18 protein-coding genes are annotated in these 22723 nt (G+C 64.4%); 13 read left to right on the top strand and 5 right to left on the bottom strand.

Translation table 11 applies throughout. The features are described 5' to 3' along the window. Positions 1-46: 46 nt before the first annotated feature. Entirely contained in the window at positions 47-1063 is a 1017-nt protein-coding gene (locus VGI62_RS20870; protein WP_331506503.1) for an NAD(P)-dependent alcohol dehydrogenase, read from the top strand. A 95-nt stretch (positions 1064-1158) separates the two neighbouring features. On the opposite strand, the gene cysN is transcribed toward VGI62_RS20870, so the two are convergent. Continuing rightward, positions 1159-3066, bottom strand: coding sequence for a sulfate adenylyltransferase subunit CysN (gene cysN / locus VGI62_RS20865; RefSeq protein ID WP_331506502.1), 1908 nt, complete (start codon positions 3064-3066; stop codon positions 1159-1161). Next, positions 3066-4007 carry a sulfate adenylyltransferase subunit CysD gene (gene cysD, locus VGI62_RS20860; RefSeq protein ID WP_331506501.1) on the bottom strand — a complete coding sequence of 314 codons (942 nt, stop codon included), beginning with the start codon at positions 4005-4007 and terminating at the stop codon, positions 3066-3068. The genes cysN and cysD overlap by 1 nt, the downstream gene beginning before the upstream one ends. A gap of 653 nt (positions 4008-4660) precedes the next feature. On the opposite strand from cysD, the gene VGI62_RS20855 reads away from it, so the two are divergent. The 4 genes from VGI62_RS20855 (at position 4661) to rffA (ending at position 9953) form a co-directional block, all read left to right on the top strand. Then, entirely contained in the window at positions 4661-5755 is a 1095-nt protein-coding gene (locus VGI62_RS20855) for a glycosyltransferase (protein WP_331506500.1), read from the top strand. Positions 5756-6014: 259 nt separating this feature from the next. Next, on the top strand, positions 6015-7319 hold the full coding sequence (locus tag VGI62_RS20850; RefSeq protein ID WP_331506499.1) for an MFS transporter: 1305 nt from the start codon (positions 6015-6017) through the stop codon (positions 7317-7319). Positions 7320-7677: 358 nt separating this feature from the next. Beyond that, a complete protein-coding gene (locus VGI62_RS20845) occupies positions 7678-8832 on the top strand; it encodes a glycosyltransferase family 4 protein (protein WP_331506498.1) in 1155 nt (384 codons plus the stop codon). Continuing rightward, complete coding sequence (gene rffA / locus VGI62_RS20840; protein ID WP_331506497.1) at positions 8832-9953, top strand: dTDP-4-amino-4,6-dideoxygalactose transaminase; 1122 nt, start codon at positions 8832-8834, stop codon at positions 9951-9953. Before VGI62_RS20845 ends, rffA begins: the two co-directional genes overlap by 1 nt. A 136-nt stretch (positions 9954-10089) precedes the next feature. Here rffA and VGI62_RS20835 read toward each other — a convergent pair whose 3' ends face one another. Next, positions 10090-11277: an acyltransferase gene (locus VGI62_RS20835; protein ID WP_331506496.1), complete on the bottom strand. Its 1188-nt coding sequence runs from the start codon at positions 11275-11277 to the stop codon at positions 10090-10092. 842 nt (positions 11278-12119) lie between these two features. After that, positions 12120-12830, bottom strand: a complete 711-nt coding sequence (locus VGI62_RS20830) for a class I SAM-dependent methyltransferase (protein ID WP_331506495.1) — start codon at positions 12828-12830, stop codon at positions 12120-12122. A gap of 254 nt (positions 12831-13084) precedes the next feature. Here VGI62_RS20830 and rfbB point away from each other — a divergent pair, with 254 nt between their 5' ends. Genes rfbB through rfbA form a run of 3 tightly spaced genes read left to right on the top strand, consistent with a single transcriptional unit; the run spans position 13085 to position 15920 of the window. Beyond that, positions 13085-14134 (top strand): dTDP-glucose 4,6-dehydratase, encoded by a 1050-nt coding sequence (gene rfbB, locus VGI62_RS20825; protein ID WP_331506494.1) that lies wholly within the window; start codon positions 13085-13087, stop codon positions 14132-14134. After that, positions 14131-15030 (top strand): dTDP-4-dehydrorhamnose reductase, encoded by a 900-nt coding sequence (gene rfbD, locus VGI62_RS20820; RefSeq protein WP_331506493.1) that lies wholly within the window; start codon positions 14131-14133, stop codon positions 15028-15030. Before rfbB ends, rfbD begins: the two co-directional genes overlap by 4 nt. Next, positions 15027-15920, top strand: a complete 894-nt coding sequence (gene rfbA / locus VGI62_RS20815; protein WP_331506492.1) for a glucose-1-phosphate thymidylyltransferase RfbA — start codon at positions 15027-15029, stop codon at positions 15918-15920. Before rfbD ends, rfbA begins: the two co-directional genes overlap by 4 nt. 45 nt (positions 15921-15965) lie before the next feature. On the opposite strand, the gene VGI62_RS20810 is transcribed toward rfbA, so the two are convergent. Beyond that, positions 15966-16130: a hypothetical protein gene (locus VGI62_RS20810; protein ID WP_331506491.1), complete on the bottom strand. Its 165-nt coding sequence runs from the start codon at positions 16128-16130 to the stop codon at positions 15966-15968. 421 nt (positions 16131-16551) lie between these two features. Between VGI62_RS20810 and VGI62_RS20805 the strand changes: the two genes are divergently transcribed. The 5 genes from VGI62_RS20805 to VGI62_RS20785 all read left to right on the top strand — a co-directional run bounded on the left by VGI62_RS20805 (position 16552) and on the right by VGI62_RS20785 (position 22637). Next, positions 16552-17241: an exopolysaccharide biosynthesis polyprenyl glycosylphosphotransferase gene (locus VGI62_RS20805; RefSeq protein WP_331506490.1), complete on the top strand. Its 690-nt coding sequence runs from the start codon at positions 16552-16554 to the stop codon at positions 17239-17241. Positions 17242-17304: 63 nt separating this feature from the next. Next, the gene (locus VGI62_RS20800; RefSeq protein ID WP_331506489.1) at positions 17305-17559 is read left to right on the top strand and encodes a hypothetical protein; all 255 of its coding nucleotides are present in this window, start codon (positions 17305-17307) and stop codon (positions 17557-17559) included. Between the two features lie 303 nt (positions 17560-17862). Then, a complete protein-coding gene (locus tag VGI62_RS20795) occupies positions 17863-18645 on the top strand; it encodes a PEPxxWA-CTERM sorting domain-containing protein (protein WP_331506488.1) in 783 nt (260 codons plus the stop codon). A gap of 97 nt (positions 18646-18742) precedes the next feature. Beyond that, positions 18743-19603 carry a sterol desaturase family protein gene (locus tag VGI62_RS20790; RefSeq protein WP_331506487.1) on the top strand — a complete coding sequence of 287 codons (861 nt, stop codon included), beginning with the start codon at positions 18743-18745 and terminating at the stop codon, positions 19601-19603. 463 nt (positions 19604-20066) lie between these two features. Further along, positions 20067-22637: a right-handed parallel beta-helix repeat-containing protein gene (locus VGI62_RS20785; RefSeq protein ID WP_331506486.1), complete on the top strand. Its 2571-nt coding sequence runs from the start codon at positions 20067-20069 to the stop codon at positions 22635-22637. The last annotated feature ends 86 nt before the right edge of the window (positions 22638-22723 follow it).

Below are 22723 nucleotides of genomic sequence, written 5' to 3'. Positions count from 1 at the left end.
CGCCGCGAGCCGAGGCGCTGAAGATGCCTCTGTCTGGAGGCTGGATATGCGCACACTTACTGTCGACGCTCCGTGGGGACTCGATGCGATCAAGGTCGCCGAGGCGCCTGACCCCTCGCCTGGTCCCGGCCAGGTGCTGGTGCGGATGCGGGCGGTCTCGCTGAACTATCGTGACCTGCTGATGGTGCAGGGGATGTATGCTCGCGGAGCGACGAGCGGAGGCGCCATCACACCCTTCTCCGACGGCTGCGGGATCATCGAGGCGGTGGGCGAGGGCGTGACGCGGGTCAAGCTGGGCGACCGGGTGGCCACGATGTTCTTCCAACGCTGGATCTCCGGACCGCCGAACCTCGACAAGCTGAGCTCTTCCCTGGGATCGCCGATCCCGGGCGCGGGGCGCGAGCTGGCGGTGTTCAGCCAGGAGGGTGTCTCGAAGGTCCCGGATTTCCTTTCCGACCACCAGGTGTCGACCCTGCCTTGCGCAGGACTGACCGCCTGGCGAGCGCTCTTCGAAGACGGCGATCTGCAACCGGGCGAGATGGTGGTCCTTCAGGGCACGGGCGGGGTTTCGATCTTCGGCCTGCAGTTCGCCCACGCCGCGGGCTTGCGGACCCTGATCACCTCCTCCTCGGACGAGAAGCTGGCGCGCGCCAAGACGATGGGCGCAGACCATCTGGTGAACTATCGCCAGACCCCCGAATGGTCTGGTCCGGTCCGAGAGGCGACGGGCGGCGTCGGCGCCGACATGATCATCGAGGTCGGCGGCGGCGGGACCATGGAGCAGAGCATCCGGGCGATCCGCATCGGCGGCCACATCGCCATCATCGGCGTCGTGGCCGGCCTGGGCAGCGGCTTTAACCCCGCGGTGCTGATCGGCAACTCGGCCAAGCTGCAGGGGCTCTCGGTCGGTTCGCGCGACATGTTCGAGGCCATGTGCCGGGCCATCGAGCTGCATCGCATCCAGCCCGTCGTCGACAAGGTGTTCCCCTGGACGCAGGTCAAGGACGCCTTCGCCGCCATGCAGGGCGGCGAGCATTTCGGGAAGATCGTGCTGGAGTTCTGACCGGGGGGCGGCGGCGCCAACACTGAGGGCTGACGGCGTCGTTCAACCGGCGAAGCGCGCCGCGGCGCGGGGTTTCAGCGACACTCTCGGCGCTGCTAGATTCCCGGGTCGAAGGCGCCGCCTTCCAGCCAGTCGAATATCTCCTCGGCGGCCTGCTCTGCGCTCAGCCTCGTCGTGTCGATGCGGATCTCGGGGTTCAGGGGCGGCTCGTAGGGGCTATCGACGCCCGTGAAGTTCTTCAGCTCGCCCGCGCGAGCCTTCTTGTAGAGGCCTTTGACGTCGCGTCGCTCGGCTTCGGCGATGGGGGTGTCAACGAACACCTCGACGAACTCCCGCTCACCCATCAACTCCCGCGCCATTTGCCGCTCGGCCCGGAACGGCGAGATGAAGGAAACCAGCACGATCAGGCCCGCATCGACCATCAGCTTGGCGACTTCGGCCACGCGGCGGATGTTTTCGACACGGTCGGCCTCGGTGAAGCCGAGGTCTTTGTTGAGCCCGTGGCGGACATTGTCGCCATCCAGGAGATAGGTGTGGCGGCCTTCAACGGCGAGGCGCTTTTCCACCAGGTTTGCGATCGTCGACTTGCCCGCGCCCGAGAGCCCTGTCAGCCACACGACGCGCGCCTTCTGGCCCTTGCTGGCGGCCCGGGCGGCCTTGTCCAGGTCAAGCGCCTGCCAGTGGATGTTCTGGCTGCGACGCAGTGCGAAGTGCAGCATGCCGGCCGCGACCGTCCGGTTCGAGATTCGGTCGATTAGGATGAAGCCACCCAGGTCGTGGTTCTCAGCGTAGGGGTCAAAGGCGATGGGGGCGTCGACCAGCAGGTTGCAGACGCCGATCTCGTTCAGCTCGAGGCGCCGCGCGGCAAGGTGCTCCAAGGTGTTGACGTTGACCTTGTACTTGGGCTCGGCGACCTGGGCTGCGACCGTGCGGGTTCCGAGCTTCATCAGGTAGGGCCGCCCGGGCAGCATGGCGTCCTCGTCGAACCAGACCAGCGTCGCCTCGAACTGGTCGGCGACAGCGGGCGGGCCGGCGGCGGCGGCCAGGACGTCGCCGCGACTGACGTCGATCTCGTCGGCCAGAGTCAGCGTCACCGACTGCCCCGCGATGGCCTCGGGCAAGTCGCCGGTAAAGGTGACAATGCGTTCTACGGTGCTCTCGCGGCCCGAGGGAAGGGCCTTGACCTTGTCGCCGGGCCGGATTGCGCCCGAAGCGACCAGTCCGGAGAAGCCGCGGAAGTCGAGGTTCGGCCGGTTGACCCATTGGACCGGCATGCGAAACGGCTTTTCGCGCAGGTCGTCCTCGACCGGCGCTTCCTCCAGCCAACGCAGCAGCGGCGGCCCGGAATACCACGGCGAACTGGCGCTGGGTTCGGTGATGTTGTCGCCCTTGAGCGCCGACATCGGGATGGCGGTGAAGGCCTTTATTCCGATCTTCTCGGCGAAGGCGGCGTAGGCGCCGACGATCTCGTCGAAGCGCTCACGGCTCCAGTCGACAAGGTCCATCTTGTTGATCGCCAGGACGACGTGGCGGATCCCCAGCAGGCTGACGAGGTAGCTGTGCCGCCGCGTCTGGGTCAGCACGCCCTTGCGCGCATCGATCAGGATCACGGCGGCGTCTGCGGTGGAGGCGCCGGTGACCATGTTGCGGGTGTACTGCTCGTGGCCTGGCGTGTCGGCGACGATAAACTTCCGCTTGTCCGTGGAGAAGAAGCGGTAGGCGACGTCGATGGTGATGCCCTGTTCACGCTCGGCGGCCAGTCCGTCGACGAGAAGCGCGAAATCGATCTCGCCGCCCTGTGTGCCGACCTTCTTCGAATCCGCTTCCAGCGCCGCCAGCTGGTCCTCGAAGATCATCTTGGAATCGTAGAGCAGGCGGCCGATCAGGGTGGACTTGCCGTCGTCCACCGAGCCGCAGGTCAGGAACCTCAAGAGGCTCTTGTGCTGATGGGCGTCGAGATAGGCCTCGATGTCTTCGGCGATGAGCTCGGAGACGTGAGCCATCAGAAATAGCCTTCCTGCTTCTTCTTCTCCATAGAGGCGGCTTGGTCGTGGTCGATGACCCGGCCCTGGCGCTCGGAGGTGGTGGCGAGCAGCATCTCCTGGATGATCTCCGGCAGGGTCGTGGCCGTGCTCTCGACGGCGCCGGTCAACGGATAGTCGCCCTGGGTGCGGAAGCGGATCGATCGCATCTGCGGGACCTCGCCCGGCCTCAGCCGCATCCGGTCGTCGTCGACCATGATCAGGTTGCCGTCACGCTCCACCACGGGCCGCTCGCCTGCGAAGTAGAGCGGCACGATCGGAATGTCCTCCAGGTAGATGTACTGCCAGATGTCGAGTTCGGTCCAATTCGAGATCGGGAAGGCGCGGAAGTTCTCTCCGGGGCCCTTACGCGTATTGTAGAGTCGCCAGAGCTCCGGGCGCTGCATCTTGGGGTCCCAGCGATGCTGGGCGGAGCGGAACGACAGGATGCGCTCCTTGGCGCGGGACTTCTCCTCGTCGCGCCGCCCGCCACCGAAGGCCGCGTCGAACCCGTACTTGTCGATCGCCTGTTTCAGCCCTTCGGTCTTCCAGAGGTCGGTGTGCAGGGACCCGTGATCGAACGGGTTGATGCCGCGCGCCAGGGCTTCCGGATTCTGATGGACGATCAGGTCCATCCCGCTCTCGCGCGCCATCCGCTCGCGCATCTCGTACATCGCCCGGAACTTCCAGGTGGTGTCGACGTGCAGAAGTGGGAACGGAGGCTTGGATGGATAGAAGGCCTTCATCGCCAGGCGCAGCATGACGGCAGAGTCCTTGCCGATTGAATAGAGCATCACGGGGCGTTCGCACTCGGCGACCACCTCGCGGAAGATCTGGATGCTCTCGGCCTCCAGGCGCTGGAGATGGGTGAGCATCGGCGCGCTCTTGGCGGATAGGGGGTGTGGCGCGACGCGGGCGTCCATCAGCGGACCTTACAGCAAAGATGACGAAAGGCGCCCATGGCGGCGGTCGCGACGGCCGTGGCGGCCTCGAACCTCAGTTAGAGGCGGCGTTCCAAGCGGGCAAGGCGAGATGACCCCAGGAATTCTTAGGTCGCTCGCAGGGGAGTTGTGCGCCCCGGGCAGGCGGGCCGGCGCCGATGGTCGCGGCAAGCGTTCTTAAATCTAATCGGTGTACTCAGCGCCCGACATGACGACGGCGCGATTCCATTGGCCATCGGCGAGGAAAGGGCGATGCAGGCTTACATTGTGTCGCATGCACCTCACGCGCAGAGTGTCTGCAACGTCACCGGTTTGACCAATCACCCAACGATATAGACAGGTTGCCTTACAGTATGATCTCTTCGCCTGAAGAATCGGGGCTCTTGCGGACGATGAGAAGCACGGCCACCCGCGGGCCAAATCGCACATTCGGGACCGCTGCGCCTCTGGGCGTGATTCATGGTGGCGCAATGTCCGCCCGCACTCTCGGATTCAAGGGGATTTGAAGCGTCCCAATGACTTCGAACCCCGTCTTCAACGGCGCAGCGTCCGCGACGAATAAGAATAGGACTCTACGCGAAGCGAAAACTCGCGATCTGGTATTTACCTTCTGGCACGAAACCTGGGCGGATTCGGTGCAGCGTCAGTTCATGACGCCCGACAGGCTCGTGCAGACGCTTCTGTCGCACGAGCGGGTCGGCGGGCTGCTCATGGCCGACGCCTACCGGATGGGCCCAACCCAATTCCTTAGGCGGGTGCTGGGGCGTCGTCCCATTCCAGTTCCCTCAAGGCCTCATCCGACCGCCGTCGTGTCGCCGCTCAGGCTTCGCCGCAGGGATGGGACCGGTGAGCCAATTCTTCGGGCCGCCTACACCACTTACGACAAGCATGTCAGCGCTCGATCGCGAGAGCTCGGTTTGAGAGATCCGGCCGTAATCACGACCAATCCCTTTTACGCCGCCTATGCGCCGCTGAAGTGGGCCGGGCCGGTGACCTACTACGCCTTCGACGACTGGGCTGCGTTTGACGAGCACAGCAAGTGGTGGCCGGACTATGATCGAGCCTATGAAGCCATAAGGCGGCGGGGACATCGGGTTTGCGCTGTTTCGCGCCATCTGCTGCAACGATTGGACCCCCGCGGACCCGGGTTGGTCGTTCCCAACGGAATTACCCCGTCGGAGTGGCAGGAGCCCTGGAACGTTCCGGATTGGCTTATGTCGCTGCCGCGGCCGCGAATACTCTACTCAGGGGCCATTCATGGCCGACTTGACGTGGCGGCGGTGCGCGAGGTCGCAACGCGATTTTCCAGCGGCTCAGTGATCGTAATCGGCCCGGTCGCCGACGCCGAGGTCGTCAGGCAGCTGAAGCTCATACCGGGGGTTCACGTTCAGCCCCCCCTTGAGCAGAGGGATCTGATCGCCGGACTGACGCGCAGCGTCGACGTCTGCATTATGCCGCATCACCGCACTCCGCTCACGGAGTCGATGAGTCCCCTGAAGATCTACGAATACGTCGCTGCCGGCCGACCGGTGGCCTCGACCGACATCGCTCCCGTCCGGGGCATTCACAAGAATGTCGTTCTGGTCGCTGACGGCGATTCCTTTGCTGACGGGGTCGCAAAAGCGCTTGAGGTGGGGCCTATGACGGAGAGCGACCGACAATCCTTCCTTACGGAGAATTCGTGGCCGAGCCGCCACGAGCAGATACTCGAGCTGGCGTTTGCCGAGTAATCCTTAAGGGGCGCTCCGCATCGTCTTCGCGCCCAGGTCCCTGTTCCTGAACCCGGCGGCCGGCGACGTTGACGACACGGTTGAGCCGATCGCCTCGCGCGCCATCGATCGGGCGCCCGGTCCGGCCTCGGTTGTTTCGCGGCTGTCACAGCTCTGCGCTTGGCGTCCGCCGGGGGGCTGTGCAACATCCCCTAGAGGAAAGCATACCGACCGTTCGAGCCGGAACACCGGCGGGGACGTTCGGGGTTGGGGAAACTGAATGACCGCTGCGACCACCACGAGCGCGCCAAGGGCAGGCGCGAGCTACCGGTATTTCGTCGTGGGCCTGCTGGCCGTGGTCTACACGTTCAATTTCATGGATCGGCAGATCATGTCGACGCTGGCCGAGCCGATCCGCAAGGATCTGGGCCTCAGCGATACGGCGCTTGGGGCGCTCGGCGGCCTGACTTTTGCGCTCTTCTATACGACCTTCGGCATTCCGGTGGCCTGGCTCTGTGACCGCTTCAAGCGGGTTTGGATCATGGCCGCCGCTTGCGGGATCTGGAGCGTGTTCACCGCCAGCTGCGGGCTGGCGACGAACTTCACCCAGCTGGCCGTTTCGCGGATGATGGTGGGCGTGGGCGAGGCCGGCGGCTCGCCGCCGTCCTATTCGCTCATCTCCGACTACTTCCCGGCCAAGGAACGCGGCACGGGCCTGGCGCTCTATTCCCTGGGCGTGCCGCTGGGTTCCATGCTGGGCGTGGCGCTGGGCGGAGGCGTTGCGGCGGCCTATGGCTGGCGTGTGGCCTTCTTTGCCGTGGGCCTTCCGGGCGTTCTCCTGGCGCTCCTCATGTTGCTGATCGTGCGCGAGCCCAAGCGAGGCGCTCTGGACGAAGTCGCGCTGGGCGCGGATGCGCATGCCCCGGCGCCTCCGGCCCTACGGGCAATCGGCGAATTCTTTAAGAACCGCACGCTGCTCTGCACCGCGATCGCCTGCGGCCTGTCGGCTTTCGTCGGCTACGCCATGCTGAACTTCAATACGGCGTTGCTCATGCGCGTTAAGGGCATGACGCTGAAGGAAGTCTCGATCTACTACAGCCTGGTGATCGGCCTTACCGGTGTTGTCGGAACCTTCACCTCAGGCTGGCTGGCCGACAGGCTGAGCCAGTCGGACCGCCGCTGGTATTCCTGGATCCCGGCCATCGCCTTCGCCCTGACCATCCCGGCGCTCGCGGGGCTGATCTGGGCGCCCACATGGCAGATCGCGCTGATGTTCATCGCGATCCCGGCCCTGCTCAACAACATGTATCTCGCGCCGGCCCTGGCCGTGGTGCAGAACGCGGTGGCGCCCGGGCAACGGACCATGGCCGGCGCCATCCTGCTTTTCGTCCTCAATCTCGTCGGGCTGGGTGGCGGGCCGATTTTCCTGGGCCATGTGAGCGACCTGGCCAAGCCCAGGTTCGGCGATCACTCGCTGCTGGTCGGCTATGCCGCCCTGGGTCCGGTGATCGTGATCGCGATCATTTCGCACCTGGTGACGGCAAGCTCGATCGCCCGCGACAAGCGCCTGGCCGCCGCGCTTTGAGCAAAATAATCCCGGGGGAATTGAACCAACCGTGGCCGTAGGCGGTTTAGCCAAGGCGCTTCAAGCATTGAAACTGCCTCTGCCTCGGGCAACCTTCACGGAGAGAGTCGCATACTGCCGGGCCGGACCTCATCTAGGGTGGAAAGTATCGAAACCTTAGGACGTTCGCGCTACCCGATCGTAAGATATCGCGCAGATCCGCCCGAGCCGGGAACGTCGTCGGACAACCTGTTTCAGGGTAGGCGCGCGGTTGGCGTTTGGGGCGCGGCCGCCCATAGTTGCCCGGGGCCGACGATGAAGAGGACTCTGATCCGCCATGGCGGGCGTTAGAGAGGTCGGCGCAATGGCGGGGAGGCGGTTGAAGATTGCATACAGCTTTCCTTTTGGACTCGGCTCACCGGGCATCGGTGCTGCTGCGCTTAGCCAGATAAGAGCGCTCGCCGATCGCAACTGCTCGGTTCAGGTGTTTTGCTGGTCAAGCCCGAAGCCGATTCCGGGCGTCAAACTCTTTCAGACCCAGAGACTCCTTCCCATTCCTCAGCGTCTGATGGGCCGTCAGCGGGCGTGCGGCCTGCATGATTTTCTTACCGCAGCGTTGCTCAAGCGGTGGAAGGAATCCTTCGACGTCGTCCACACTTGGCCGCTTGCGGCGGAGTTCACCCTAAGAGTGGCCCGGGAGCGAGGATGGCTCGGCGTGAGAGAGGCCCCGAACACCCACACGGGGCACGCCTTTGACGTCGTCGCAAACGAATATCAGTCGCTTGGCATCAAGCAGGAACGGCGTAACTCCCACACATTCGATCAGATGGTGCTGAACAGGGAGGTGCGTGAATATGACGTTGCGGACCTCATTCTCGCGCCGTCAGAGCTGGCCATCGAGACATTCGTCCGCCGTGGCGTTCCGCGAAGCAAGCTCGCCCTGAAAAGCTATGGCTTCGATCCTCTCCACTACACGAGCCACGCTGGAGCCCACGCGAACAAGGAGTTGACCTTTTCCTTCGTCGCGCGCTGCGAACCCCGCAAAGGCCTGCACCTGGCTCTCGAAGCCTGGCATCGCTCCGGAATTGCGGATCGCTCGAAATTCGAGATCACGGGCCGCTTCATTGCAGGTTATCGCGAACGTCTGACGCAGTTGCTCCAGCACAGGAACGTCAAGCTGAACGATTTTGTCGCAGACCTTCGCCCCGTCTACCAATCCGCAGACGTTCTGGTGCTCCCCTCCATCGAGGATGGCAGCGCGCTTGTGACCTATGAGGCCCAGGCTTCAGGCTGCGCGCTTCTCGTCTCCGATGCGGCCGGCGCGCGTCTCACCGACGGCAAGGAGGGTTTCCTGCACCGTCCCGGCGACGTCGAAACGCTCGCGCGCCAGATGCGGACAATGGCCGACGATCCAGCCATGCTGCTCAGCATGCAGAAAGCCGCCGTGGTCAACGCGCAGCAGTATACCTGGCAGAGGGCGACCGAGAGCTTGGTCAATTCCTATGACGCGGCACTGTCGGGGACGCGCGCCTGATGGTGCCCTTCGGTCGGCCGACGCGTGTTCCAGAGGAGCTGGAACTCGTCTCGCAGGTCCTCTTGGGCCAAACCGCGTCCGGGCATTTCAACCGCGAGTGTGACCGCTTCTTCCGTGAGCGGCTGGGCGTCTCCTATGCGACGATGACGCCTTCCTGCACCCACGCTCTGGAACTCGCCGCTCTCGCCCTCGAAATCCAGCCGGGCGACGAGGTCATCGTTCCGGCGTTTACGTTCACGTCGACGGCCAATGCTTTCCTTCTACGGGGCGCTCGCCTGATCTTCGCCGATATCAGGCCTGACACGCTGAACATCGATCCGGCCGAAGTGCGCCGTCTGGTCAGTCCGCGCACGCGCGCGATCGTGGTCATGCACTATGCGGGCATCGCCTGCGACATGGACCCGATCATGAGCATCGCCGAGGCGGCGGGGATCCCGGTCATCGAAGACGCCGCGCATTCGCTCTTCGGGACCTACCAGGGGCGGCCTCTGGGGACCATTGGCGCGATGGGCGCCTTCAGCTTTCAATATACGAAGAATTTTTCCTGCGATGAGGGCGGGTTGTTTGTCACCAACAACCCGGAACTGGCCGAACTCGCGGAGATCATCCGCGAGAAGGGTACGAACCGCAGCCAGTTCCTGCGCGGGCTTCTGCACAAATACGAATGGGTGCGCGAAGGATCGAGCTATCTCATGGCCGATGTCCTGGCCGCGCAGCTTTTCGCCCAACTGGCGCGGGCCGAGGAGATTCAGGAGAAGCGGAAGATCATCTTCCAGCGATACCAGACGGGCCTGGCCGACTGGGCCGTCGACCAGGGCGTGCGCCAGCCGACCATTCCCGAGGGTTGCGACCCGGCCTGGCATCTCTACTACCTGATCATGCCATCAGAGGACCTGCGCGACCGGTTCCTGTCGCATATGCGCTCGCATGATGTGGGGGCGGCTTTTCACTATATCGCGCTGCATCTGACGCCGATGGGGCGAAGCCTCGGCGGTCAGCCGGGTGATGCGCCGGTCACCGAGCAGGCGGCGGCGAGCCTTGTGAGGCCGCCCTTCTACACCGACCTCACGGAAAGCGAGCAGGACCGGGTGATCGAGGTAATTCGATCGTTCAACGGCTAGATGTTCAGTCCCGCTCGCAGCAGGCCATGACCTGAGCCGCCGTTTCGAGTTCGTGGCCCCGCGCCTTCAAGTAGTCGATCAGGGGCGGCGGTAGCGGAGCACCCCAGGTCGGGGACCCAGGTGCGGCCGCGCCGCCTCATCGATCCTTTCGACGAGCAGCTCGCGAACGGGATTTTGCGGCAGCGGGAGCCACGGCTGGCCGGTGCCCGCCAGCGACGCCATGGCGAGTGGGCGCCCCGCTCCCAGGGCTGGTCTCGAGCCGGCTCTGGAGGCCTCGGGCGAGCGCAGCGGCGACATGCTTGCCCAGCCGCTCTCCGGGTGCTTCCACGAGATGATAGGCGATGAATGCCACTGGCAGAACGATCGCCAGTTCGAGCGCGGAGCAGACGAGGAAGCCTAGCTGGACGCCTGCTGAATGGTAGATTGCCGGGAAAATTCCTATGATTGCTCGCAACACCAGGGGGTGTAGCAGATAGACCGAGAAGCTGATCTTGCCGAGAAACTGCGTCGCGGCGTTTACAACCACGCGGTTCGTTCGCAAGCCCAGGCCGACGAGCACCACCGCATAGCCGAGGCCGATAGGCACCCGCAGAAGGGCAGTCGTCTGCGCATGCGGGACAACGGCGCAGGCGATCAGTAGCAGGAGGCCTGTGAGCGCCAGCGGAACGCCTAGCGTGACCCGAGCGTGCCAGCGAGCGAAGGCCCCGTACGCGCACATGCCGATCGCGAATAGCGGCAACCAGCCGATCACCGTCCAATAGGCATAGTTTGGATACTCAACGGGTCCCGCAAGCGTCAGCAAAGCACCGAACAACGCGAGGGACCCGCCCAGCGCGATGCCCAACGGTAACCGCCGCAGCGCCGGGAACGCGGTGTAGAACAGCATCTCGACGCCGATCGCCCAGCTCGCCGGAACGATCCCCTCCTGCTTTCCCGGCAGAAGGTTGAAGAGGAAGGCAAGGTTCGGGATCAGCAGCCCCAGCCCTGGCACGTAACGAAACAGCCAAAGGCCCTGCGCCAGCAGCCCTCCCAAGACCACGTAGAAAAGTGGAGCGATGCGGAAGAAGCGGCTGATGGCGTAATTCGCTTCTGGCCACGGCGCCTTGGCGTGCCGCCCCCACGTAAGGCAGAGGCTGAAACCGCTGATCACGAAGAACAGAAACACGCCCGTCCCGCCGAACTCCACGGCCTGCCAGTAGGCCGGGAAGGGCAGGTTCGCCTGCGCAACGCCGACGTACATCACGTGGAAGATCACCACGTAAAGCGCCGCGAGACCTCGCAGCGCATCGAGAAAATGCAGCCTGTCCCGCCCCACATCAGCCACCGCTTTGCCCCCCCACGCGCACGCACATGACCCGTTTATAGTGAAGCCTGATGCCAATCCCTCGCGAAGGCGAACAGCTCCTTTCCTGGTCGCGCTCGGCCTGACGCCCGCGCGTCACCTTGCCCAACCCACGCGCAACCAGATGTCGCCCGTCACAGCGTCGCCGCCTATCTCGGGCCCCTTGGGGGGTGATTGCCCGGCCTGATGGTCAGGTACAGCTTGCCACCAAACTTCTCGCCGCAACGCTCCGGGTTGCGGCACGGGCCCAGTCCACTCATCGACAACCCCTTGCTGACCTACCTGATCAAGAGGAGCTGGTCGCACTTCCGGCATTCCTGGACCGCGATTTCCTCGACCCGCTCGGGTTCGTCTTGGCCCTCATGCGGATGTCTCAACTCCGCCAGAACCCGCAGGACTGCTTCACGAAGTTCCGCAGTGATAATCATCCTCTCCTGTTTTGTACATGTGCCGGCGGCGAACCTGGCGAGGACCAGGACACGAGGGCCACCCCTGTGGTCCTGTCGGTCCTCGCATCGACCGCGCCCAGGGCCCTTCCGTGGACCAAGGACAAGACCGGTTCCATCCTCATTCCGTCTTGTTCTCGCGGTCTCGCTCGCCCCGAAGACCCACGGGATATCGTCGTGCTGCCGCAGAATCCTTTCCGCAATCGGCTTCAGCTTCGCCCGGTCGAATGCCCTATTGCGGTGGCCGCTCCACGTCGCGTGCGCCCTGAGCGGGCTCTCCGCGTCCGGGCAATCCTCGTAGGTGGGTTCCGACGGGCCGAGCCCTGCCGGAAGGTGTCCTTGCGGACCTCAGCCGGCGCAGGCTCTGCGCCGCGGCGATCAGGCCTTCCGCAATAGGAGGGCCTCGTGCGAGGGCGCCAGCATGTCGCCGACCATCTCGCGCACCGAGGCCGTCTTGCTGTCACCGCCCAGGCCGCTCGCCATGAGGCCGCGCACCCGATCCCTCATCGGCACGCTGGCGAAGCGGCCCAGGCGTTGCCCCCACACCAACTCGAACCCGCTGAACAGAAGCTGGGGATTTATCAGCTCGCGGCCGGCAAAGGCGTTGGTGCGGCGGAAGTCGTAGTAGAATGCGTAGCCGCCCGAGGGGAGGCCATCGCGGATCCGTCCGGCGATCTCCTGGCGGCTTTCGTGCGCCTCGACCGAGGAGAACACCGTGGTCGTTGAGACCCAGTTGTGACCCAAGGGCAGCGCGCCTCCATCATAGAGGGCCCATTGGATCGCCGGGTTCAGCTTGCGCGCGAGCTCGACGGCGCCCGGCCTTAAGTCCAGGCCGCTGATCTGTTCCGGACGCAGGCCCATGTCGAGGTACATGCGCGCGCTGCGGCCGTTACCGCAGCCGAGGTCAAGGACCCGAAGATCGCGCAGGGGCGGCTCGATGAACTGCAGCGACCGTGCCAGCGCGTAGAAGAGATTCAGGCGGTATCCGAGTTCATATTTCGAACCGACGGGGTTCCAGGAATCTGACTGGCCAGGCTCCAGAGTATTGTAATCATTTAGAATTTGGCCGACAAGGCGATCTGAAGCCATCTATCCCCGCATCGCCTCGCTCGTGTTGCGCGGCCAGTGTGGCACATCCTCCCCGGGAGACGCGACCCTGGCTGGACGCGAGCTGGTCGAGGAGGTTTCGCCCTGGCGATCCCCACGCCGCACACGACCATGGAATGTGAGGGTCGTTGGGAAAGAAAAGGCTGGCGCAGCTTGAGCCGCAACCGTTTCTTTGCAAGAGGGCTGCATTAAGAGTCCTCTGGCTGGCCAACGCGCCGTCGCTAACGAAAGACCTCATGAAGATCCTGATTACGGGCGGCGCGGGGTTCATCGGATCAGCCGTCGTGCGGCGAGCCGTGGCCGATGGCCATCAGGTCGTGAATGTCGACGCGCTGACCTATTCGGCCAACCTCGAGAACGTCGCCGGCGTCGCGGGCGATCCGGGCTACGCCTTCGAGCAGGCCGACATCTGCGACGAGACGGCGGTGCGTTCGATCTTCGCGCGGCACAGGCCCGATGCAGTGATGCACCTGGCGGCGGAATCCCACAACGATCGGGCGATCGAGGGGCCGCTCGACTTCGTGCGCACCAACGTCATGGGCACTGCCGTGCTGCTCGAGGCGGCCCGCGCCCATTGGGCCGCGCTGCCGGCGGCCAGGAAGGGTTCCTTCCGCTTTCACCACGTCTCCACCGACGAGGTGTTCGGCGCCCTGGGCGAGGACGGCGATTTCACCGAGGCCACGCCCTACGATCCCAATTCGCCCTATTCGTCGAGCAAGGCGGGCGCTGACCATCTGGTCCGGGCCTGGGGCCGCACCTACGGAATGCCGGTGGTGCTGACCAACTGCTCCAACAACTATGGCCCATTCCAATTTCCCGAGAAGCTGATCCCCACCGTGATCACCCGGGCGCTGGAAGGGAAAACCATCCCGGTCTATGGCGACGGGCGTCAGGTGCGCGACTGGCTGCACGTCGATGACCACGCCGAGGCGCTGCTGCTGGTGTTGGGCAAGGGGCGGCTGGGCGAGACCTATTGCATCGGCGGCGACGCGACGAAGCGCAATATCGAAGTGATCCAGATGCTGTGCGCGCATCTGGACGCCATGGCGCCGGCCAACACACCCCACGCCGAGAAGATCAGCTTTGTCACCGACCGGCCGGGCCACGACTTCCGCTACTCGATCGATGCCTCCAAGTTGAAGGCGGAGCTCGGCTGGGAGCCGCGGATGCCGCTGCTGGCCGGTCTTGAAGACACCGTGCGTTGGTACGTGGACAACCGCGACTGGGTTGAGGGTATCCGCCAGCGCGGCTTCCAGTCCGAGCGCCTGGGTCTGGTCAAGGCATGACAGTGCGCATCCTGCAGTTCGGGGCCACCGGACAACTGGCGCAGGAACTATTGGCCCAGGCCCAGGACTTCGACGTCGAGATCACTGCGCTGTCGCGCGCCGAGGCTGATTTCGCCGATTTGCAGCAGATCGTGCGGGTCCTTAAGGGCGCGCAGGCGGACCTGGTGATCATCGCTGCCGCCCACACCGCCGTCGATCTGGCGGAAAGCGAGCCGGAGCTGGCCTTTCGGGTCAATGCCGAGGCGCCGGCGGCAATCGCCGCCGCCCTGGGCGCCCGCGGCGCGGCGCTAGTCCACATTTCGACCGACTATGTCTTCGACGGGGACAAGGGCGGCCCTTACCTCGAAACCGACGCCGCCCATCCGCTGAACGTCTACGGGGCCTCCAAGCTCGCGGGCGAACAGGGCGTTCTCGCAGCCTGCCCCCGCGCGCTGGTGCTGCGCGCCTCCTGGGTGGTCTCCAGCCACGGCAAGAACTTCGTAAAGACCATGTTGCGGTTGGCGCGGGAGGGTGCGCCGATCAAGGTGGTCGACGATCAGTTCGGGCGGCCCACCGCGGCTCGCGATCTCGCTCGCTTCATCCTTTCGCAGGCCGAGCGGCTCGCCAAGGCGCCTGCGGGCGATGCGGTTTTCGGCCTGCATCACTTCGCCAACGCCGGCGAGGTGAGCTGGAAGGGTTTCGCAGAGGGTGTCTTCGACCTGGCGCAGGGCGCCGAGGCGCCGCCGGTCCAAGCGATCGCGACGGCCGATCGTCCGGCGCCGGCCACCCGGCCCGCCCGCGGCACGCTCGACACCGGCAAGCTCGAACGGACCTTCGGCGTTACTCCCAGGCCGTGGCGCGAGGCCGTGGCAGAGATCGTGGCTGAACTGAAAGCCCAAGAGAGGTCGGCGACATGAGGCGAGGCGTCATCCTGGCGGGCGGATCGGGCACCCGACTGCATCCGCTCACGCTTGCGGTCTCCAAGCAGCTGCTGCCGGTCTACGACAAGCCGATGATCTACTATCCCCTGTCGGTGCTGCTGCTGGCCGGCGTGCGCGAGATCCTGATCATCACGACGCCCGAGGATCAGGCCGGCTTCAAGCGCCTGCTGGGTGATGGCTCGCGGCTCGGCGTGCGGTTTGAATATGTCGTGCAGCCGAAGCCCGATGGCCTCGCTCAGGCCTACATCCTGGGCGAGGAGTTCATCGATGGAAAGCCCAGCGTGATGGTGCTGGGCGACAACATCTTCTTCGGGCAGAACTTCAGCCAGTCGCTGCAGGCGGCCGACGCCCGCCGTGACGGGGCCACCGTCTTCGGCTACCTGGTTCAGGATCCAGAGCGGTATGGGGTCGTCGAACTGGGGCCGGATGGCAAGGCTCTGGGGATCGAGGAAAAGCCCGCCGCGCCGAAGTCCAACTATGCGGTGACGGGCCTTTATTTCTACGATGGGCGCGCCAGCGAGTTCGCCAGGACCCTGAAGCCCTCGCATCGCGGCGAGTTGGAGATCACCGCCTTGAACCAGGTCTACCTGGAGGCGGGCGAGTTGAATGTCGAGCTCCTCGGGCGCGGGTTCGCCTGGCTCGACACCGGGACCCACGACAGCCTGATCCAGGCCGGCGAGTTTATCCGCGCCGTTGAACAACGGCAGGGATTGCGGATCGGGTGCCTGGAAGAAATCGCCTTTCGCCGTGGCTGGATCGACGCCCCGCAGCTTCGGGGACTGGCCGACACCTTGGCGAAGAGCGAGTACGGGCAGTATCTGCGCAGGCTGGCCGACGAGCCGCTCGCGCTGGACGGTGCCGAATAGGCTTGGGGCTGGCGGGCGGCGCCGCGCTGGCTAGCGGCGCGCGGCTTAGCTGAACAGCGCCCGGATGCCGGCTGCGACCGCGATCCAGAGGCCGACCGAAGCGCAGGCTGCGATCATCAGGCCAATGCCCAGGGGCAGGCGGCGCGACGGGCTTTGGTCAACCGGCAGGGTGCTCGTGCTGACGTCACGAAATGACACGTCTGCTGGCATCGCACTTGCTCCGGACCCGCCCATCGGGCCGCGTGTCCCATAGAACGACGGGTTGGCTTAAGGGATCGTGCGGAGAAGAGGCAAACGCCGGGTTAACACTCTAGCTCGAGCGCGGCGCCGGCCAGGGGGCGGGGAGGAATCTGAGGGCGTGAGCGTGCTGGCGATTGAATGTGAAGGACGGGCTCACGGCGCCGCTCATCTTTTGCGATCTGCGCACTTACTGAGCAAATCGCCTCGCAAGCGAATAATGTGCGCCGTCAGACGCATATTGTGCACCACTGGGACGCAAATCCGCAGATATGATGAATTCTTTATTGACGGAAGACCGTCCGGAGGGTTTCTAGGCCCGGCCGTCGACGGATACGTTGGCTGGTGTGGACGTTTTGAACTGTCCCACAGACGATTGTAGGGTGTTTTCTAGGTGTTCGACGCTGCGAACATGCCCGACGAGCAGTCGGCCGAGCTCTACAGCGCCACGGCGGATTTCCGCCTTCAATCGCGGGGCGCGCGAGCGGCCGTGGCGATACATCCTCTGAAGCGCCTCTTCGACATAGTGGCGGCGGGGTTTGGGCTCCTGCTGTTTTTGCCGCTGCTGTTGGTGGTTATGGCGGCGATCCGGCTCGAGTCGCCGGGGCAGGCGATCTTTCGCCAGCGACGGACCGGTTACCGCGGCCGGGTGTTCACAATCTACAAGTTCCGCACGATGACTGTGACGGAGGACTGCGAGAAGGTGCGCCATGCCACCAAGAACGACGAGCGGGTCACCGAGGTGGGAGCTTTGCTGCGCAAGCTGAGCATCGATGAGTTGCCGCAACTGTGGAACGTCCTGAAGGGCGACATGTCGATCGTCGGTCCCCGACCTCATGCGCTGGCGCACGACGAGTACTACGGCGCCCTGATCCCAACCTATGCGGCGCGTTTCCGCGCTCGCCCCGGGTTGACCGGGTATGCTCAGGTGAACGGCTTCCGGGGCGAAGTACGAGACGCCCGCGGCATGAGCGACCGGGTGGCGGCCGACAACAGCTACATCGAGGAATGGTCGCCGGCCCTCGACCTGGCCATCCTGGCGCGCACCGTACCGCTCATCTTTCGTGATCCGCGAGCTTACTGAATTATACAGCATACGGACCGCTCCGATTTTGCGCGCCGAGACCGGGGACAGGAGCCGGGCGCGATGAGCGTCGGCCAAGGCGCTTCGAGGCTGCTGTCGGTCTGCAGCGCGATCGGCTGGGCGTTGGGCGTCCTTGTCGCCTTATCGTTCCTGCTTCTGGTGTGGGTCGGCGAGCGCACGGTCGCCGCCGAGCAGCGCCGCAGCGAGGCTAATATGCGCACGTTCATCTCCCAGGTGAGAGCTTGCCGGCGAGAAGCGACCCGCGGCCCCCCGCCCAGTTGGTCCGAATGTGAGCGGCGTGTGAGGGCCGAGCTTTGAGCCGACGCCCCAGGGCCAGCGCCTAGCGTAGGCCGCTTCCTTTTTTCTGATCCAAATTGGAACTGCCAGGCGCCATCCGCCGCGTGTGCGGGGCCCCCCGTCTCGCGGGCCTTCGGTCTGCAGGGGCCGGAGGTCCCGCTGAGCTCATCAGTGGACGGTCGCAAACCCCGGCCGCCAGACCCTTCCCGTCGGAGTGGCTGTCGGATCGGAACTCATCTTATGGGGGAAAACGTTTGCGGCTAAGCTTCCGCTATGGTGTAGCTTTCGTTAACGGATAGAACCGGCTGAAATTGGGGCATTTATATGCGTATTCGATCACTTTCTTCGGTTGCTTTGGCGGCGTCGATCGCGCTGGCCGTGGCGACCGGAGCTCACGCGTCGACGAACCTCATCACGAACGGCGACTTCAGCAGCGGTCCCGGCGTGAACACCGAGTTCGGCGCCGGTTTCGGTGGTCAAACTGTCACCGGGTGGATCGGCGGCGACGGCGAGCCGGCGTACGACCTGCAGTTCTACTTTGTCGGCGGCACGCAGACGACCGACAGCGCGATCAACCAATTCGGCGCTTCGCCGGGTGATCCGAGAGCCTACTTCTACCCAACGTTCAATACGCTGAGCCCGAACAGCGGCGGCAACTTCGTCGCCCTCGATGGCGACCAGGGCGACCCGCTACACCCGGGTGCTCAAGGCGCCATCTCGCAGACGCTCGAGAACCTGATCGTCGGCAAGACCTATACCCTTACTTTCGACTGGGCCGCGGCTCAGCTGGAGAACCGGGACGGCGCTACCTCCGAACAACTGGCAGTGTCGTTCGGCGGTCAGACCTTCAATACGGAGATCCTCAACGTCTCCAGCGGCGGTTTCTCCGGCTGGAACACGGTGACCATGTTCTTCACGCCGACTTCGGCAACGCAGACCCTGACGTTCCTCTCCATCGGGACGCCAGAAGGCGAGCCGCCGATCGCTGCCCTGGACTCCGTTACCCTGACCGTGCCGGAACCGGCGAGTTGGGCGATGATGCTGATCGGCTTCGGCGGCATCGGCGCGGTGGTCCGTCGTCGTCGTCACGCGCTCGTCGCGGCCTGATCGCAAGACCAGCGCTTGCCCGGTCATTTTTCCGGGCTGAAGAGGGAAGCAGCGCAAGCTGCTTCCCTTTTTGCTGCCCCCAAGCGATAGCGGAACCATGCTTTCTCATATCGAGCAGCACTTGATCGCCTACCTGATGAAGGTCGCCAGCCTGACCGTGTGGCTCGTGATCCTCACGGTGGTGTTCCTGCCGCTGGAACGTTTCTTCGCGCTGCACGCCCAGCGCGTCCGCGCGCGGTCCTTGTTCAGCGACCTTGCGTATTACTTCCTGAACGGCCTTTTTCCGACCGTGATCCTGGCCGTGCCGATCTCGATGCTGGCGGCCGCGGTCAGCCAGGTCACGCCGCAGGGCTATCTGGACGTCATCGCGGCCCTGCCGATTTGGGCGAAGATACTTATCGGCATGCTGATCAGTGAGATCGGCGGCTATTGGGGCCATCGGTGGAGCCATGAGAACCGACTTCTGTGGGGGTTCCACCGTGTGCACCACTCCCCGGAATCGTTGGATTGGCTGGTGAACACCCGGGCTCACCCCTTGGACATCGTATTCACCCGCCTTTGCGCGCTCGCCCCGCTCTATGCCCTTAGCCTGGCCTCGACGCGCGGGGACGGCCAGGTGGTGCCGACCATCGTGGCCTTCGTCGGGCTGGTCTGGGCGTTCTTCATCCACGCCAACGTGCGTTGGCGACTGGGGCCGCTGGAGTGGCTGGTGTCGACACCGGCGTTCCACCACTGGCACCACACCAACGACGAGCACCGGGACCACAACTACGCCGCTCTGTTCCCGATGGTCGATCGCCTGTTCGGCACGCACCACCTGCCCGACCAATGGCCGCCTCAATACGGGGTCGATGAGCCTTCGCCGCCGACCTTCGCCGGCCAGTTGCTGGACCCCCTGACGTTCCCGGTGGCGCGAGCCCGTCCGGCGGTCGCCTCGGACGCCCGATCCGACGCCTGACCGGGGGGCAGGTCTTCGCTGGGCTTCAGTGACGGGTTCGTCGCCCATGCCAATGCCCTTCGCAAAAGCCGCCGCCACGACCGAGACCGGCACGCGGCCCAGGCCGGTGCGTCATTGCGACGCGTCGTTACTTTGCGAGTCCATCGATAGCTAGGCGCTCGGTGCTGCGGGGGCGGCCGCCAAGGCTCGACCGCCCGCACGATTCAAATCCAAACGAACTAGTAACCATGAATATCCGCGCCATGCTCTGAGTAGCGAGTGCGGGGGTGCGTCATTCTGTCCAGAACTTCGCGTCATCATGGAGAATGCCAAGTGAATAAGTAAAGTATACAAAATCATAATGTTTATTTATATTAACTTAATACCTTAACAACAGCGAAATCCATGTTGTTCCATTGTCCGCATCGGGCAATGGCGACCTTGCCTTCCAGCATAGTCGCCACAGAACTCTTGGAGAGTCGTTGTGATCACTACGGTCAGCAGTTCCGATGCGCTTTTGGCGGCCCTTACGGCGGCCCATGCCGGCGACACCATTCTTCTGGCGAGCGGCGTCTACAGCGCCCTGTCGCTGACGAACCTGAATTTCGCCGGCACGGTGACGGTGCAATCGGCCAACAGCGCCGCCCCGGCGGTGATCAATGGCCTAAGCGTGACCTCAAGTTCGGGCCTGGCCTTCAATCACATCGCCTTCACCTCGAACGGCGCGACCGCCGTGAGCGTGAACGGCTCGCAGAACATCGCCTTCGACGCGACCCAGATCCACGGCGTCGCGCTCGGTGACGGCAACGCCATGACGATCCGCGACAGCGGCAGCGTAAGCGTCACCAATTCCGACATCGGCAAGCTCGCCACCGGCATCAACGAGATCAACACCCAGAACCTGACGATCTCGAACAACGTGTTTCACGACATCCAGAACGGCGCGATCCGCGGAAACGGGGACACCAACGAGACGATCTCCGGCAATCAGTTCGTCGACGCCCAGGCCTCGGTCACCGACCACTCCGACGTCATCCAGCTGTGGCAGGACAACGTCGCAAACCACGTTACGATCACCAGCACCAATACCTATGGCGTTAGCGCGCCGACTCCGGTCGTCGCGGCCCCGGCCCCCCCGGTCGTCACGACGCCTCCGCCCCCGAGCCCGCCCCCCGCGACCATCACAGCGCCGGCCGGCCACACCGTCACCGTGTCGAACCTCAACAACCTCCTGAAGGCGCTGGCTTCGGCCCATAGCGGCGACACCATTCTGCTGGCCGCAGGCAACTACAAGACGCTCTCCCTGGCCGGCTTCCACTTCGACGGCGCGGGCGTGACGATCCAATCGGCGGACATCACAAAGCCGGTGGTCCTGACCGGAGTGACCCTGAACAACGACTCCGGGATCTCGTTCAATCACATCGCCTTCGCAACCGGCGGCGGCACTGCGATGACGGTGGCGAGCTCCCAGAATATCGCCTTCGATTCGGTGGGCTTCCACGGCTCCAGGCTCGGCGACGGCGCGGGCATGAACATCCACGACAGCTCGGGTGTGAGTGTCACCAATTCCGACATCGGCCAGCTCGCCACCGGCATCACCGAGAACAACACTCAGAACCTGACGATCTCGAACGACGGCTTCCACGACATTCAGAACGGAGCCATCCGCGGCTCCGGCGACACCTACGAAACCATCTCCGGCAATCGCTTCGTAGACGCCAACGTCACAGTCGCGAACCACTCCGACGTGATCCAGCTGTCGCAGGACAACACCGCCAACCACGTCACGTTCACGGGCAACACCTACGGCTCGGGTTCGACGGCGACCACGGACACGGCGGTGACGGTGGCTCCAGCGCCCCCACCGCCGGCCGCGCCTGTCACTTCCCCCACGCCCACCCCGGTTCCCACGCCCTCGCCGGTCCCCACTCCCACGCCGACGCCGGTTCCCACGCCGACTCCGGCTCCGACCCCGTCCGGCGCCGGTCACGTCACAACCGTGACAACCTCCGACGGCCTGGTCACCGCGCTGCAGACGGCTCATGACGGCGACACTATCAAGCTCGCGGCCGGCAACTACAGTGCTGTCTCGATCTACGGGCTACACATCGCCGGCAATGTCACCGTCGAGTCAGCCGACAACAGCAACGAGGCGGTGGTCAACGGCCTCACGGTGAACACAAGCTCGGGGCTGACCTTCGATCACCTCAACCTCACGGTGCCAGACGGATATTCAACGGGCGCCGCGATCTACACGTCGTCGAACATCATGCTGTCGAACCTGACAGTGCACGGAACATCGGGAATCGATCAGGGCACCGGCGTCTTCGTTCGCGACAGTGACCACGTCACGGTCACCGGATCGGACGTGAGCGCCCTCGGCTCCGGCATCGGTCAGCTGAACGACACGAACGTCACCTACACGAACAACAACATCCACAATCTTGAGGTCGACGGCATATTCGGGGGGGGATCGAGCAACGTCGTGATCTCCGGAAACCACTTCCAGGACTTCTTCCCGCAAACCGGGGATCACCCGGACGCGATCCAGCTCTGGGGCAACGTGGACGGCACGCCGGGTCACGACGTGACGATCACCGACAACGTGATCGTCCGCGGTGCTGGTGGCGTGATCCAGGGCATCTTCCTGGAAAACACCGAGCACGTGATCATCACCGGCAATGCGATGGCCGGGACAATGTTCAACGGCATCGCGATCGGTGGCGGCGCCTCTGCCAACGTTCTAATTCAGGACAACTTCGTCCAGGGCTACACCGACATGGGCACCCGCATCATCGTCCGCGACGGGTCCGACAACGTCACGGTGGCGGGCAACACGCTTAGCGATGCCGTCGTGAACCTGGTGCAGGCGAACTCCGCGCCCAACACCAATTTCGTGCTCGGCGCCAACTCGACGGTGGCGACCGGCGCGATCGGCGACACCTCGGCGATGAATACCTGGCTCTCCCAACACAGCGATGCCGCGGATCTGGCTGCGGTGAACACCTGGATTTCACAGCACTCCTACTCGGCCAGCGACTGGGTGGCGCTCTAACCACCAATCGGACATCGGATCAGGGGTCCCCAGAGCCCGAAGGGTCTGGGGGCCTTTTTCAGGGCCGCGCCGGGACTATGGGGCGC

The organism is Phenylobacterium sp. (genome assembly GCF_036495085.1).
In the GTDB taxonomy this organism is placed as follows: Bacteria; Pseudomonadota; Alphaproteobacteria; order Caulobacterales; family Caulobacteraceae; genus Phenylobacterium.
Note: the sequence above shows the minus strand (reverse complement) of the source record. Positions and strands in the feature narration are given on the sequence as shown.